Below are 14197 nucleotides of genomic sequence, written 5' to 3' on the forward strand. Positions count from 1 at the left end.
TAGACTGCACTGCGTGGCCGGACGACTTCCAGATCGCGATATAGCGGCAATTCGCGACCGCGTCCGGATCGAAGACGTGGTCGGCGAGTACGTCGCCCTCAAGCGCGCGGGCGCGGACTCCATGAAGGGCCTGTGCCCCTTCCACGACGAGAAGTCCCCGTCCTTCCATGTGCGGCCCAACCACGGCCTGTTCCACTGCTTCGGCTGCGGCGAGGGCGGCGACGTCTACAAGTTCCTCCAGCAGATCGAGCACATCGGCTTCGTCGAAGCCGTCGAGCAGCTCGCCGACCGCATCGGCTACCAGATCAACTACGAGGGCGGTGGCACCTCCGTCCAGCGCGACCGCGGCACCCGCGCCCGCCTGGTCGCCGCCAACGCGGCCGCCCGCGAGTACTACATGGCCCAGCTCGCCACGCCCGAGGCCGAGGCGGCCCGCAAGTTCCTCACCGACCGCGATTTCGACGCCGAAGCCGCCCGCCACTTCGGCTGCGGCTACGCCCCCGGCGGCTGGGACACCCTCACCAAGCACCTGCTCCGCAAGGGCTTCGAATTCAAGGAACTGGAAGCCGCCGGCCTGTCCAAACAGGGCAAACGCGGCCCCATCGACCGCTTCCACCGCAGGCTGCTGTGGCCGATCCGCAACCTCGGCGGCGAGGTGATCGGCTTCGGCGCCCGCAAGCTCTTCGACGACGACACCATGCCCGGCAAGTACATCAACACTCCGGAAACGTTGCTGTACAAGAAGTCCCAGGTGCTTTTCGGCCTCGACCTCGCCAAGCGCGATATCGCCAAGGGCCGCCAAGCCGTCGTCGTCGAGGGCTACACCGACGTCATGGCCATGCACCTGGCCGGCGTCACCACCGCCGTAGCCTCCTGCGGCACCGCCTTCGGCGACGAGCACATGGCGATCCTGCGCCGCCTGCTCATGGACGACAACTTCTGGCGCGGCGAGATCATCTACACCTTCGACGGCGACGCCGCGGGCCAGGCCGCCGCCACCAAAGCCTTCGCCGGCGACCAGAAGCTCGCCGGCCAGACCTACATCGCCGTCGCCCCCGACGGCCAAGACCCCTGCGACCTGCGCCAGCGCAGCGGCGACGCGGCCGTCCGCGACCTGATCGCCCGCCGAACCCCGCTGTACGAGTTCGTGATCCGCGGCCTGCTCGCCGAACACAATCTCGACACCGTCGAAGGCCAGGTCGAGGCCCTGCGCCGCGCGGTCCCCGTGGTCGCCCAGATCAAGGACAACGCCACCCGCAAGGCCTACGCCACCCGCCTGGCCGGCTGGGTCGGCTGGGACGACATCCAGACCGTCGTCCGCCGCGTCGGCGAGGAAGCCAAGAAGGGCCCCCGCCCCGGCATCGCCCCCAAGCGCGCCCCCGCCGCCGAGTCCAAGGTCGCCGAGCACCCCGCCGCGCGCCCCAACCCCAACGACCCGGTCCTGCTCCCGCAGCGCCAATCCCTCTGCGCCGCACTGCAATACCCGGCCATCGCGGGCGCGGTCTTCGACGCCCTCGAAGTCGAGGCGTTCACCCATCCCGCCTATGTGGCGATCCGCGTCGCGATCGCCGAGGCGGGCGGCGCGTGCTGCGGTCTCAGCGGCGCGGAGTGGGTGAACGCTGTCGCCGACGCCACGGAAGATCTCACCCTGCGCGCCCTGGTGTCGGAGCTGGCAGGCAGTCCGATCCCGGTGAAGTCGATCAACGATATGCCCCGCGTGATCACCGGTGTGCTCGCCCGCACCCAGGAAGCCCACGTAGGCCGTCAGATCGCCACCCTGAAGTCCAAACTGCAGCGCCTCTCGGCCAGTGACAACATGGACGAATACATGGCCCTCTTCGGCGATCTCGTCGCTCTGGAGCAGTACCGCAAGAGCCTGGAAGCCCAGGCGATGGGTAACGCGGACGACTTCGCCGCCGGCTGAGCGCCGGCCGTGGCCCTCCCGCCCGGGCGCCGCCCCCTCCTGGTCGGCGCCTTCCGCGCGTCTAGACCCGCTTGCTGCCCCGCCGCAACTGATCCTGCGGCACCAGAATCGTCGTCCGCTCGTCGATCGGCTTCATCGGCTCCAACGGCGGCCGAGTGCTCAGCTTGTCCGACAGCCGCTGCCGGCCCACCAGGACCAGTTTGCGAGTCACCGGGCTGCCCGTCACCGCTCTGGTAGCCGAGCTGATCTGCTCATACCGAGCCCGCCCGGCCTTGGACCCGAGTACGTACCCGGCCGCGATACCGATCAACAACCGCAGCATCTTGGTGGAGCTCCTCCCGATCGCATGTCAGCGGCTACCATCCTGCCCGAAACGGCGTCCCCGTGTCGATCCGGCCGGCACTCGCTCGACACCCGCCCGCCTGTTGCCTCCGACACGCCGAGGCGCACGGTGTCTTCGCAGGTAGGAGCCCGATTTGGGAACCGGCGCGGCCATGCGCTAAAGTTTCTCCTCGGTCGGCCCGAAAGGGGCGAACCGAACAGAATAGTCCCCTATAGCTCAATTGGCAGAGCAGCCGACTGTTAATCGGCAGGTTTCTGGTTCGAGTCCAGATGGGGGAGCAGTGCAAACCCTCCATCAACATATGTTGATGGAGGGTTTCTGTTGTCCGGGAATATCCCGAATCCGCTACTTTCTCTTGTGTCGGTCCGGCCGAACGTTTCACCCTCGCCAACTAAATTAACTTTAGCTACTCTAGGATTAGGTTTCTGGCGCGATACTTAACCCGAGGAGTGTCGATGGCGAGGTACGTGGAACGGGTGTGGCGGCCGGCGGACGAGGGTCTGCTCGCTCGCCGTGACCGGCAGGCTGGAACCTACCTGGCCTATATCCCCGATCCGCTGGGGGTGGACCTACCGCAGATCGGTCCTCGGGCTCAGCAGGCAGCCGAGGACGCACTGGCAGTACTGGCCAGGGCAGATGAACGAATCGGGCCCCGCGGGAGTTACCTCAACCACCTGCTGATCCGGTCCGAATCGATCTCCTCGTCCTGGATCGAAGGCAACCGCATCACGCCCAAGAAACTCGCCATCGCCGAGACTTTGGAATCGGGTACTCGCACCGCCCTGGATGTGGTGGCTACCGTGCACGCCACCGAACAGGCCATCGACTGCCTGGCCGACCGGTCCAGGCCGATCACGACACAAGACATCGTGGACCTGCAGCACACCATCGAACCCCGGCTGCCTGGCGGTCTGCGCACCGAACAGAACTGGGTCGGCGGACCCGGATGGAGCCCATTGCGGGCCGATTTCGTTCCTCCACCCGAGTCCGAGGTGCCCGCTTTGGTCGCGGACGTCGCATCGTTTCTGACCGCTACCCACGGCAACCCGGTCGTGCGGGCCGCGATCGCCCACGTGCAGTTCGAGACGATCCACCCGTTCATCGACGGCAACGGGCGTACCGGCCGCGCGCTGATCCACACGGTGTTGCGGCGCTGTGATGCCCTGCGGCACACCCTGATCCCGATCAGCACCGTGTTCGCCGCACGCACCGGCGACTATCTGGCATGCCTGACCTCCTACCGCGACCCGGAACCACACACCGACGAATGGGTCATCGGGTTCGCCCATGCCGCTGAGCAGGCAGCAGAGACCGGAGTGCGGCTGGCCCGAGATGCTGCCGAACTCGACGAGCAACTTTTGCAACGCCTGGTCGAGCACCGTCGCAGACAGGGCACCAGCCCCGCCCTACCTCGTCGCGATGCGGTCGCCACGAAGATCCTCGCGGACTTGTCCACGCACCCCGTACTCACCACAGAATCGGCCGCCACTCGATATGACGTCTCGACCGTCGCCGCCCACCGCGCCCTCACCGAGCTGGCTGACGCCGGAGTGCTCGGTCGCTCGAAGAACCACAAGGGAAAAATAGTGTGCTACACAGCCGACGATCATCTGGGTCTCACTGCCCTGGCGGAGCGCGCCAATCGGGTCGGGGCCGACGATACCGACCATCGGCGACCAGACCTGGGGCCACCAGCACCGGCGGTGGACCGCTTCGGCCGACTGCGTGCCGATTCACCGAAATAGCAAGGGACGGTACAAGGTGCTGTTGTATGTCGCTGTCAGCAGGGCTTCCTGATCAACTCCAGGCCGTGGGGCGACACTTGTCCGTCGGCACCCCGCTCAGGACCGACAGCGATGAGCAGCCCATGATCGACCCTCGGGCAGCGCACCCCGCTACGACAAGCCTGTCGTGGTTCCCGACGACCTACGTCTGCTCACCGGCCCTACTGTCGGCGTCGTACACCTGCCCGTTCATCTCGACTGGTCGGGTCGAGCCGCGTACGACCTCGATTGTCCCGGCAGAATCGTCGACTTGTACCGCACCGTGATCAACGAAGCCGTCGACCCCGCTGATCTGCACACCTACCTCGATGCGGCCACGTTGAGACAGCTGTGGTCCCATATCTGGCTTCAAGCGGGTATCAGGCGAGTGTGGGAGGACCGGCTCCCGGAACTCGCCGAAGGAGCGACAGGAAGAGGCGATGGGGAGCTTCACCAAATGACAGCGAGCGTCAGGCCGATGGCGACCGCCGCCGACGACGCTCCGGTGAGCATGCTGCGGTAGAGGCGTTCGTCGAATCCCGTTTGCCGCAACGGCGGGGGCACTGTGAATCGACCTCGGCTTCCGGGGATCGTATGCCGCCTCGGAGAAGGCGCACCTCGGTCCGATGGTATCTGGAGATGGAATCGTCTGTGCCTCAACAGGGGGCAGCCGTCGCGAGTCGTCCGGGGCCGGTCTCAGAGGCTGATAGCACGATTGCTCGGCCGGCTTTCTTGCGTGGACGCACACGCGTCCGCTTCTGATGGTCATCCGCGGCCGATCGATGACCGACTGACCTTGCGGACGCAGGCGAGGGGGCTGGGATGTGAGACCTACTTCGGTCAGTCGTTGGGCGAGGTCGTCGATGGCGCAGTAGCGGCGCAGACCGTTGATCAGTTCGGTGCGTTGTCACGAACCTCGGGCGGGTAGTGCAAGGAAGCGTCCCCGAGCCCTGTGCAGGTTACCGAGCAAGGTGAACATCCGGCCCCCACCCCTTAAGCCAATGTTCGGAATCTCTTTCCCGCCCCGACGTCAAGCCCTGGAAATGTCTTCCACACGCGAACGACAGTGTGGAAGGACGAACCATGCAGGCAACTGTCTCCGACCTGACCTGGACATCCGATGGTGTCCGGCTGATGGAGAACGTGATCGTCGGCGCGCAACTGGATCAGTTGCGCGCCTGGGCAGCCGACCTCGAGTCTCGCCCCGGAACCGCCGATGAGGTGCTGCAATACGACGAGACCGGCGCCGACGGCGTGGTCCGCCGCTGCCGCACCGAGAACTTCGTGCCCTTCCACGAGGGCATGCGGTCGATCCTCACCGGCGGCCTGATCCCGGACATCGCGGCCGAACTCCTCGGCGAGGAAGCCCTGCTCTACAAGGAGAAGCTGAACTACAAGCAGCCCGGCGGTTCGGGATTCCGGCCGCATCAGGACGCCACGGCGTACCCGAACGTCACCAAGACCGTCGCGTGCATGGTCGCGATCGACGACTCGACGCTCGAGAACGGCTGCCTGGAAATCGTGCGCGACGCCCACCACCAGCCACTGCCCGCCGACGAAACCGGCTGCATCGCACCGGATATCGCCGACGCCATGACCTGGGAGCCGATTCCGGTCACCGCGGGCAGCCTGCTGTGGTTCCACTGCTGGGTGCCGCACCGCAGCTCCGCCAACACTTCGCGCGGCACCCGCCGCGCGATCTACCTGACCTACAACGGTGTCAGCGACGGCAATCTGCGCGAGGAGTACTACGCCGCGAAGCTCGAGCAGCTCGCGCAGCGGCCGGATCGCCTCAGCCTCATCGGTCACTTCGCCGGTGCGTCCACCCGTAGCGAAGGGGAAGCGTGATGACACTCGCCACCGCGGTCGCCGCCCTCGACGCCGCGACGCTCGGCCCGGACGCGTTCTGCGACGCGCTGTTCGCCTACCTCGAGACCACCGGTCAGACCATGTACGACGAGACCGTCACCCAGCTCGAGCACGGACTGCAGTGCGCGGCGCTCGCCGAGGCCGAAGGGCACGGCCCGAAGTTGCAGATCGCCGCACTTCTGCACGACATCGGACACCTGATGCTCGATGAGCACGACGATCGCGACGACTTCCTCGAGACCGACCTCCGGCACGAAATCATCGGCGCGCGACTGGTCACCCGCTGGTTCGGACCCGAGGTCGGCGGGCCGATCGCACTCCATGTCCCGGCGAAGCGCTACCTGGTCGCCACCGATCCGGAATACGCGAACGGACTCTCCGCCTCCTCCGTGCGCAGCCTCGCCGTTCAGGGCGGCCCCATGAACGCCGCCGAACTCGAGGCCTTCCGACAGACCCCCTACTACGCGGAAGCCGTCCTGGTCCGCCGCTGGGACGACCTGGCAAAGGTCGCCGACCTGACCACACCGCCGCTCGAACACTGGCGCGGCGCGATCACCCACCTCCTCGCCGCATGGTCCGCGGACAAGTGAAAGGGACCACCATGAACCGAGTACGTCAGATCGTCGGCGCGATGATCGCGCTGTGTATGGGCCTGATGGTCGTCGGGTGTAGTAGCACCGACTCGACCGAGGAAGTCACCACCCTGCGACTGGGCGCCATCGCCACCGGCACGGCCCCCGAGGAACAGGCCCGCTACCAGGCGATCGCCGACCAGTTGTCGACCGCGCTCGGCATGGACGTCGAATTGAAGACCAGCACAGAGTATTACGCGATCGCCGAAGGTCTGCGTGGCGGCCAGCTCGACATCGCGTTCCTCAACTCCCTCGGCTACGTGCTGACCGCGGCCAAGACCACGATCGAACCCGTCGCCGTCGGCCTGGACGCCACCGGACAGCCCGGCTACTACAGCTACCTGATCACCAAGAAGCCGCAGGAGATCGCCTCCCCTTCCGACGTGCGGGGCCGCACCCTCGCCCTGGCAAGCAAGCTCTCCACCTCGGGCTACCTGTTCCCGCTCAACGCGATGAAGGACGCCGGAATCGACCCGCAAGCCGACGTCACGCTGTCCGCCGGCGGCAATCACGCGGCCAATATCCTCGCGGTGGCCAGCGGTCAGGTGGACGCGGCGTTCATCGACTCCGTCGAATACGACGCGGCTGTCAAGAACGGCAAGATCGACCCGCAAGAGGTCTCGGTCGTCTGGAAGTCCGAACGCATCACCGGCTCGCCCGTCGTCCTGCGCGGCGACCTCCCGGCCGACTTGCGCGACGAGCTCGTCACCGCGGTGCTCGCCCTGACGGGCACCCCCGATTTTCCGATCGGAGTCGAGAAGTCGATGACCGTGGGACCGATCACCGACGCCGACTACGACCCGATCCGCCGCCTCGCGCAGCAGGCCGGGCTGTCGGTCGACGACATGAAGCCGAAGAAGTAACGGCCATGATCGTCATCGAGGGAGTAACCAAGGAATACGAGCGCGGCACCGCGCTCGGCGGCATCGACCTGCGGATCTCCGGCGGCGAGATGGTCGGGCTCGTCGGACCGTCGGGAGCGGGCAAGTCGACGCTCCTGCGCATGATCAACGGATTCATCCAGCCGACCAGCGGCCGAGTCACCGTCGACGGGCGCGACCCCGCCCGGCTGCGCGGCGTCGAACTGCGCCGGCACCGGCGCGACGTCGGAATGATCTATCAGCAGTTCCAGCTCGTCGACCGGCTGACGGCCGCCGAGAACGCGGTGTCCGGCGCGGCCGGCCGGGTGCCGAGCTGGCGCACCCTGATCGGGTCGTTCTCGCTCGAACAACGCCGCGAAGCCGTCCGAGCACTGGAACGGGTCGGGCTCGGCGACCGCGCCGACCAGCGGGTGGACACCCTGTCCGGTGGTCAGCAGCAACGCGTGGCGATCGCACGCACACTGGTCCAGAACCCGAGCGTCGTGCTCGCCGACGAACCGGTGGCCAGCCTCGACCCGGGCAGTAGCGAGCGCGTGCTGGCCCTGTTGCAGAGCCTGGCCCGCCAGGACGGCCGCACGGTCGTCGTCTCGCTGCACCAGGTCGACCTCACGCGCCGCTTCTGCGACCGGGTCGTGGCCCTCAACGGTGGCCGAGTGGTCATCGACAGCTGCCCGACGGCGATCGAACAGGACACGTGGACCCAGCTCTACGCCTCGGCGCCACTCGTAGCAGGTGCGGCATGACCACGACATCCACCGCCCCCACCTCGGCGCCCGAGATCCGAGTGCGCGGCAAGCAGCGCACGCCCCTCCTCGTCGGCCTCGCACTGCTGGCCGCGACGATCGCCGGCGCCACCCACCTAGAGGTCTCCCTCGAGTCGGTCCTCGCAGCGATCCCGGCGTTCGTCCAGTTCACCGCCGAGAACATGTGGCCGCCGGACTTCAGCGGGTTCGCCGGGCTGCTCGACGCGACCCTCGTGACCATCGAGGTCGCCTTCCTGGGAACAGCAGCGGCAGTGCTGATTTCACTACCGATATCGATCCTCGCGGCCCGCAACCTCACGCCCCACCCGGTCGTCTTCAGCGTCGCCCGCGGGTTCGTGATGGTCTGCCGCGCGATCCCGGACTTCGTGTTCGCGATCATGTTCATCGCGGCACTCGGCCTCGGCGCGCTGCCCGGCATCCTCGGCCTGGCGATCCACTCGATCGGCATGCTCGGCAAGGTGTTCGCCGAACGGATCGAGGAAGTCGATCCCGGACCGGGCGAGGCACTGGCCGCCGTCGGCGCGTCGAAACTGCAGGTCGTCAAGCTCGCGATCCTCCCGCAGGTGGTCCCGAGCCTGGTGGCGAACACCCTCTACCGCTTCGACATCAATATCCGCAGCTCGATCGTGCTCGGCATCGTCGGCGCGGGCGGAATCGGCTACGAGCTGGTGACGGCCCTGCAATCGCTGGACTACCAGCGCGCGGGCGCGGTGCTGATCGTGGTGCTCATCGTCGTCGCCGTGGTAGAAGCGGTGAGCAACCGCATCCGCCGCCACTACCTGTGAGGTGCCCATGACGAACGAGGTCGCTCGCGGAGTCCCTGTGCCCGAACGGATTCGGGCGCGCGCGGCGGTGTTCTCCGGCGCGAGCGAACGCATCGCCAACGTCGTGCGCGCCCGGCCCGCGCAGGTGCTGGGGATGACCGTGACCGACTTGGCCACCGAGTCGGGCACGTCGCTGGGCTCGGTGGTCCGGTTCAGCCAAGAGCTGGGCTTCCGCGGCTTCCAAGAGCTGAAGTTGCAACTCGCGGCGGATGTTTCGAGCGACGCCCCGTCGGCCGACAGCACGACCTCGCTGCCCGCCGGCGTCCTGCTCGAGACGGCCGAGGCACTACGCGAAGCCGCCTTCGCCCTGGACGCGACGGCCTTCGAGCACGCGGTCGACCTGCTCGACACCGCCGACCGCGTGCTCGTCGCCGGCGTCGGAACCTCCCAGCCCGTCGCCGCCGATGCCGCCTACCGCCTCCAGATGGCGGGACTGGCCACCGTGCACAACCCGGAGGTGCACTCGCAGCACGTGACGGCGGCGCTGATGGGACCGCGGCAAGTCTGTCTCGCGGTGAGTCACTCGGGGACCACCCAGGAGACGCTGACGGTCACCGAGGCCGCGCGCGAGGCGGGCGCGGCGACCATCTGCTTGACGAGCTTCGCGCGGACTCCGCTGGCCGAGCGGTGTGATGTGGTGCTGGTCGCGGGATCAGCGGAAACGCGGTACCGGTTGGAGGCGATGACCAGTAGGTTCGTGCATCAGGCGGTGGTCGATGCGCTCTACGCAGCGCTGGCTCAGCGCAGTCCCGAGAGGGCAGCGAAAGCGCAGGCGAGCACGCTGCGGGCGGTGTCGCGGCATCGGTTGTAGGGACCTACCTCGAATATTTGATGTGGGACCATTACCTATCCGTCGGTACCCCCGACTCGAGACCGACAGGGAGGGGCAGCCCTTGAGCCACCCTCGGGGCGGCGGCCCCCGCTACAGCAAGCCTCTCGTAGTTCCCGACGATCTGCGTCTGCTCGCTGGTCCCACCTTCGGCATCGTGCACCTGCCCGTCCATCTCGACTGGTCGGGTCGAGCCGACTACGACCTCGACCGTCCCGGCAGAATCGTCGACCTGTACCGCACTGTGATCAACGAAGCCGCCGAACCCACTGACCTGCACACCTACCTCGATGCGGCGACGTTGAAGCGATTGTGGTCCTACATGTGGCTTCCGATCGGTATCAGGCGGGTGTGGGAGACCCGGTTCCCCGAACTCGCTCAGCGGAGCCCCGAGCCGCCTCGGGACTCATGTCGCCGTGGGGCTCCGATCGGTCGCCGCGAGGATCTGGCCCACATCCAGTGTCTGCAGATGTCGCCGCACACGCTCGGCGAACTGCCCGGCATCGGCTGCTCTCAGCGCCTCCGGCAGTGATTTGCCTTTGCGGCCGACCCAGTAGACGAGCTGCTCTTGCGTGACGGTGCGCACCAGCGCTGGATTCGAGTCGTCGATGAGTTCGAAGAAGGCATCGGCGTCGTATACCTCGTACGGCAGATCATCACTGTCGTCGGAAGTGAAGTCCTTGCCGTTCGCGGTCAGCACTATGTCCATCTCACCGTGCAGCGCGGCGCAATGGATGTGCGCGTCCAGCGGGTCCGGGTAGTGGCGATGCCGATCGATGGTGTAGCCCAGGATCTGACCGTGGTCACCGATGGTGTCGATGATGGCTCGTCGAATGCCACCGACCTGTTGCTCGTCCAGGAACGGGTGCTTTCGACGGAGGCGATACAGCACCTCGGCCATGATGTCCTCGGTCCAGTAGAGCTGGAACATTCCGCTGCCACCGTGTAGATACAGCAGGCACAGCCAGTCGCGTAGGGTGCGCGAATAGAAGATGTTGGCATCCACCAGGACTCGCTGCACCTGCCTACTGCTCATGCGCATGATCCTAGTGTGGTGGTCCGCTCCGGGAACGGGCGTTGTCCACGGTCAGTCGGTGATGCCCAACTGCTCTTCGAGTGCCCGTAGTTCGTCGAAAGCCGCTCTCTGACGGTCCAATTGGGCCCGCCGATACTCGATCACGTCGCGGCTGAGCAAGCGAGTGTGGGCACCGACCTTGTGAGCTGGGATCTTCTGTTCCCGAACAAGTTTCATCACTGTGGGGCGGGAGACGTTCAGCATCTGTGCGGCGACGGTCGTGGTCACCTCGCGGGGAAGCGCGCCGATGGTGACGGTGCGGCCTTGTCCCACAAGGTCGATCAGTTGCAGGATGACCGCTGTCAGCTCGGGCGGCACGGTGAGTTGCGCCTCGGAGCTGTCTCCGGCCTGTATTGACAGGGTGGGCTGGGTGGTTCCGAAGAAGGCGCGAACGCTCTCGGCTTGCTCGACTTCGCGTGTGGTCACCGAAAGTGTCGCTCGGTCGCCGCGCAAAAGCGGATCCATGGTCGTCTCCTTCGATCCGATCGTGGACGGGTGTCTGACGGCAAATCTAGCGAGTTTCACTTATAACTACAATGCCTTTTCTATACAAGTGAAACACATGGTGTGGTGCCTACTGGTCGAGGGGGTCGATCGGAGGGGTGTGGTGGCCCACTCGGACGATATGCCGTGGCTGCGGGCGACCGGGGTGTCCATCCAGCGGACGCCGAGATCGCTTGGCGGGGCAGGAGTCGCAGGGCATCGTCTGCAATACTCGCCGAAGTTCCTGGTAGTCGTCCTGGGGCGGCAGTTCACCCCGCGGCGACCTATTGTCCAGGCGCTGATTCGAGGGTGTCGGCAAGGCGGGTGAGGAATTCCGCGAGTGTGCGCTGTTCGGCGGAATCGAAGCAAGCGAAGATTTCCCGCGCTGCGTCGGAGTAGTCGCCGAGCCATCGGCGCGCCTGGTCGTCGCCCTGCGGGGTGACGGAGAGCCGGATGGCGCGGCGGTCCTCGCTGTCGGTGCCTCGCACGACAAGCTGGTCTCGCACGAGCGCCTCGACCAGTGTCGAGGCGGTCCCCTGGGTGATGCCGACCGCGCGTGCGAGGTCGGCCAGCCGCACCGGGCCGAGTCGCTGGATCTCGGCGAGCAGCTTGGAGCGTGGCGTGGAGACCCCGTGCTCCCCGAGGCGTTCGTCGAAGGCCCGGACCACCGATTTGCCGGCGCGGCCGAAGGCGTCGGCCAGTTCTCCCGGCAACTGATTCGTCGGCTTGGTGGGGCGTCCGGCCATGGGGTTCCTCTCTGCTGTTGACGGCAGCATATCAAGATGCCTAATATTTTGATGTCAAATTATTCGCCGTGATAGGAGTCGATCATGAAGGTCTTCGTGACAGGCGGCAGTGGATTCGTCGGTCAACACGTGGTGCGCCGCCTCACCGGCCACGGGCATGAGGTGCTGGCGTTGGCGCGTTCGGCCTCCGCCGCCGAGCTGATTACGGCCGCCGGCGGGGAAGCGGTGATGGGGGATTTGGCCGACCTGACGCCTGGCGGTGCGCCGCCCGCCTGGACAGCTGCCTTGACCGGGTGCGATGCCGTCGTTCACGGGGCGGCCCGGATGGCGTTCTGGGGGCCCGACGCCGGCTTTCGCCGCGACAACCTCGTCCCTACGGTGGCGCTGCACGAGGCGGCCGCCGCGGCGGGGGTCGGCCGGTTCGTGTTGATCAGCGCGGCCAGCGTCTCCAGCGGCAGCCAGCGGGCAGCGGTGGTCGACGAAAACACCGACAACGGCCGACCCGACACCGCCTACAGTCGCGTCAAGCTCGCCACCGAGCAGGCCCTGCTGTCCGCAGAGGCACCCACGATGGACACCGTGGTGCTGCGCCCGCCGTTCATCTGGGGCGCCGGGATGACCACGGTGACCGAGCTGGCCGACTTGGCGCGATCCGGCGGATGGACGTGGATCGATCGGGGTCGTCACATCATGGACTTCATCCATGTCGGCAATCTGGCTGCGGCCACCGAACTCGCACTGACTCGGGGTCGAGCCGGTGGCATCTACTACGTCACCGATGCCACTCCGATGTCGATACGCGAGTTCATGACCCCGCTGTTGGCGACCCAGGGCGTCGACGTGAGCCGAGCGCGCAGCGTTCCACGTGCGGTCGCCACACCGCTGGCAGCGGTGCTCGATGGCGGCGCACGGCTGCTGCGCCGACCCGAACAGCCCATGCTGACCAACTGGCTGGTCACGTTCTTGGGCCATGACCGCAGCTATGACATCACCGCCGCACGCCGCGACCTCGGCTACCGCCCGCACGGAACCGTGTCGCAGGGACTCGCGGAAATGGCCTCCGCGCACACCGCAACGGACCGGTCCGTCTGACCCGCCCCCTGTGCCGAGTCGGCGGACACGCTCGAGACGCGATGTATCCAACCAATTCCCGGCACAGCCCCACACGAACTCCGTTGACTGCACAAAGGAACGACGTGAATCCAGAACAGGCAAACACTCGCACTGCCGTGACCCACGATGTACTCGCGCATCACCTCGAGTGCTTGGGCAAGCGAGACCTTGCCGGAACCACGGCCGACTACAGCGACGACGCGACCTTGTTCACACCCGATGGCGTGCTACGCGGCTCAGCGGCCCTCCGGCGATTCTTCACAGAGCTGTTCGAGGAGTTCGCGAAACCCGGAATGTCCTACGAGTTACTCCGGCAAGAGGTCTCCGGTGACATCGCCTACGTAGTGTGGACAGCCGAAACTGCAGACCATCGCTTCGAGGTTGCCGCCGACACCTTCATCATCCAGAACGGAAAGATCGCGAACCAAACCTTTGCGGGCAAGATCTCACCGAAACGCTGATGTCGGTTTCGACACGGACACAGCGGGCCATGTACTTCGACTCAGCCCGCGATACCGGCTGGAGGCCATGACCAGCAGGTGCGTGTATCACGCGGTGGTGGACGCGCTCTACGCGGCGCTGGCTCAGCGCAGTCCGGAGCGGACGGCGAAAGCGCAGGCGAGCACGCTGCGGGCGGTGTTCGAGGCACCATATTCAGCGGCACCGTCGTTTTTGGCGGCACGTTGCCATCCCTCGTAGGGGCGATGAGGACTCACGGCTCGACCTCGATCTCGTCTTCCTGCGCCAGCAGTTGCCAACCCTCGTAGGGGCGATGAGGACATGCGTGCTATCGGCATCGAACTCGATGAGCGGTATTGGTTGCCAACCCTCGTAGGGGCGATGAGGACACTACCCGCCCCGCCTGCACCGCGCAGCACCAACTGTTGCCAACCCTCGTAGGGGCGATGAGGACAACTCGCGCCGCGACTTCCTCGGCTACGCCAAGGACCT

At 66.5% G+C, this 14197-nt stretch carries 15 protein-coding genes and 1 tRNA gene; 12 read left to right on the forward strand and 4 right to left on the reverse strand.

Annotated features, from left to right (window positions below):
- Positions 1–13: 13 nt before the first annotated feature.
- Positions 14–1924 (forward strand): DNA primase, encoded by a 1911-nt coding sequence (dnaG, locus tag ON26_RS06865; protein WP_040795146.1) that lies wholly within the window; start codon positions 14–16, stop codon positions 1922–1924.
- Between the two features lie 61 nt (positions 1925–1985).
- On the opposite strand, the gene ON26_RS06870 is transcribed toward dnaG, so the two are convergent.
- Complete coding sequence (locus tag ON26_RS06870) at positions 1986–2246, reverse strand: hypothetical protein (RefSeq protein ID WP_040795147.1); 261 nt, start codon at positions 2244–2246, stop codon at positions 1986–1988.
- 226 nt (positions 2247–2472) lie between these two features.
- Here ON26_RS06870 and ON26_RS06875 point away from each other — a divergent pair.
- The 9 genes from ON26_RS06875 (at position 2473) to ON26_RS06915 (ending at position 9811) form a co-directional block, all read left to right on the forward strand.
- Positions 2473–2545 (forward strand) — tRNA-Asn (locus tag ON26_RS06875).
- A 177-nt stretch (positions 2546–2722) separates the two neighbouring features.
- Entirely contained in the window at positions 2723–4012 is a 1290-nt protein-coding gene (locus ON26_RS06880) for a Fic family protein (RefSeq protein ID WP_040795165.1), read from the forward strand.
- A gap of 166 nt (positions 4013–4178) precedes the next feature.
- Positions 4179–4553, forward strand: coding sequence for a hypothetical protein (locus ON26_RS06885; protein ID WP_174375380.1), 375 nt, complete (start codon positions 4179–4181; stop codon positions 4551–4553).
- Positions 4554–5113: 560 nt separating this feature from the next.
- Positions 5114–5878: a phytanoyl-CoA dioxygenase family protein gene (locus ON26_RS06890; RefSeq protein ID WP_040795148.1), complete on the forward strand. Its 765-nt coding sequence runs from the start codon at positions 5114–5116 to the stop codon at positions 5876–5878.
- Positions 5878–6489: an HD domain-containing protein gene (locus ON26_RS06895; RefSeq protein ID WP_083883823.1), complete on the forward strand. Its 612-nt coding sequence runs from the start codon at positions 5878–5880 to the stop codon at positions 6487–6489. The genes ON26_RS06890 and ON26_RS06895 overlap by 1 nt, the downstream gene beginning before the upstream one ends.
- 11 nt (positions 6490–6500) lie before the next feature.
- Complete coding sequence (locus tag ON26_RS31500) at positions 6501–7394, forward strand: phosphate/phosphite/phosphonate ABC transporter substrate-binding protein (RefSeq protein ID WP_157171806.1); 894 nt, start codon at positions 6501–6503, stop codon at positions 7392–7394.
- Positions 7395–7399: 5 nt separating this feature from the next.
- Positions 7400–8155, forward strand: a complete 756-nt coding sequence (gene phnC, locus ON26_RS06905; protein ID WP_040795149.1) for a phosphonate ABC transporter ATP-binding protein — start codon at positions 7400–7402, stop codon at positions 8153–8155.
- Positions 8152–8961: a phosphonate ABC transporter, permease protein PhnE gene (gene phnE, locus ON26_RS06910; RefSeq protein ID WP_040795150.1), complete on the forward strand. Its 810-nt coding sequence runs from the start codon at positions 8152–8154 to the stop codon at positions 8959–8961. The genes phnC and phnE overlap by 4 nt, the downstream gene beginning before the upstream one ends.
- Positions 8962–8998: 37 nt before the next feature.
- On the forward strand, positions 8999–9811 hold the full coding sequence (locus ON26_RS06915) for a MurR/RpiR family transcriptional regulator (protein WP_051026765.1): 813 nt from the start codon (positions 8999–9001) through the stop codon (positions 9809–9811).
- Positions 9812–10235: 424 nt separating this feature from the next.
- Here ON26_RS06915 and ON26_RS33175 read toward each other — a convergent pair whose 3' ends face one another.
- From ON26_RS33175 to ON26_RS06935, 3 genes are all read right to left on the reverse strand, one after another.
- Entirely contained in the window at positions 10236–10865 is a 630-nt protein-coding gene (locus ON26_RS33175) for a PIN domain-containing protein (RefSeq protein ID WP_157171807.1), read from the reverse strand.
- A gap of 51 nt (positions 10866–10916) precedes the next feature.
- On the reverse strand, positions 10917–11369 hold the full coding sequence (locus ON26_RS06930) for a helix-turn-helix domain-containing protein (RefSeq protein ID WP_040795154.1): 453 nt from the start codon (positions 11367–11369) through the stop codon (positions 10917–10919).
- 302 nt (positions 11370–11671) lie between these two features.
- Positions 11672–12133: a MarR family winged helix-turn-helix transcriptional regulator gene (locus ON26_RS06935; protein WP_051026766.1), complete on the reverse strand. Its 462-nt coding sequence runs from the start codon at positions 12131–12133 to the stop codon at positions 11672–11674.
- An 84-nt stretch (positions 12134–12217) separates the two neighbouring features.
- On the opposite strand from ON26_RS06935, the gene ON26_RS06940 reads away from it, so the two are divergent.
- Both ON26_RS06940 and ON26_RS06945 read left to right on the forward strand, forming a co-directional pair.
- Positions 12218–13225 carry an NAD-dependent epimerase/dehydratase family protein gene (locus tag ON26_RS06940; RefSeq protein ID WP_040795155.1) on the forward strand — a complete coding sequence of 336 codons (1008 nt, stop codon included), beginning with the start codon at positions 12218–12220 and terminating at the stop codon, positions 13223–13225.
- Positions 13226–13329: 104 nt separating this feature from the next.
- Positions 13330–13707: a nuclear transport factor 2 family protein gene (locus ON26_RS06945; protein WP_218000551.1), complete on the forward strand. Its 378-nt coding sequence runs from the start codon at positions 13330–13332 to the stop codon at positions 13705–13707.
- Positions 13708–14197: the final 490 nt, after the last annotated feature.

Source organism: Nocardia higoensis NBRC 100133 (assembly GCF_000308595.1).
Lineage (GTDB): Bacteria > Actinomycetota > Actinomycetes > Mycobacteriales > Mycobacteriaceae > Nocardia > Nocardia higoensis.

Excerpts from the sequence above, each read along its gene's own strand:
- ON26_RS06870 (WP_040795147.1), bottom strand. The coding sequence starts at position 2,246 with ATGCTGCGGTTGTTGATCGGTATCGCGGCCGGGTACGTACTCGGGTCC.
- ON26_RS06880 (WP_040795165.1), top strand. The coding sequence starts at position 2,723 with ATGGCGAGGTACGTGGAACGGGTGTGGCGGCCGGCGGACGAGGGTCTG.
- ON26_RS06890 (WP_040795148.1), top strand. The coding sequence starts at position 5,114 with ATGCAGGCAACTGTCTCCGACCTGACCTGGACATCCGATGGTGTCCGG.
- ON26_RS06895 (WP_083883823.1), top strand. The coding sequence starts at position 5,878 with ATGACACTCGCCACCGCGGTCGCCGCCCTCGACGCCGCGACGCTCGGC.
- ON26_RS31500 (WP_157171806.1), top strand. The coding sequence starts at position 6,501 with ATGAACCGAGTACGTCAGATCGTCGGCGCGATGATCGCGCTGTGTATG.
- phnC (WP_040795149.1), top strand. The coding sequence starts at position 7,400 with ATGATCGTCATCGAGGGAGTAACCAAGGAATACGAGCGCGGCACCGCG.
- phnE (WP_040795150.1), top strand. The coding sequence starts at position 8,152 with ATGACCACGACATCCACCGCCCCCACCTCGGCGCCCGAGATCCGAGTG.
- ON26_RS33175 (WP_157171807.1), bottom strand. The coding sequence starts at position 10,865 with ATGAGCAGTAGGCAGGTGCAGCGAGTCCTGGTGGATGCCAACATCTTC.
- ON26_RS06930 (WP_040795154.1), bottom strand. The coding sequence starts at position 11,369 with ATGGATCCGCTTTTGCGCGGCGACCGAGCGACACTTTCGGTGACCACA.
- ON26_RS06935 (WP_051026766.1), bottom strand. The coding sequence starts at position 12,133 with ATGGCCGGACGCCCCACCAAGCCGACGAATCAGTTGCCGGGAGAACTG.
- ON26_RS06940 (WP_040795155.1), top strand. The coding sequence starts at position 12,218 with ATGAAGGTCTTCGTGACAGGCGGCAGTGGATTCGTCGGTCAACACGTG.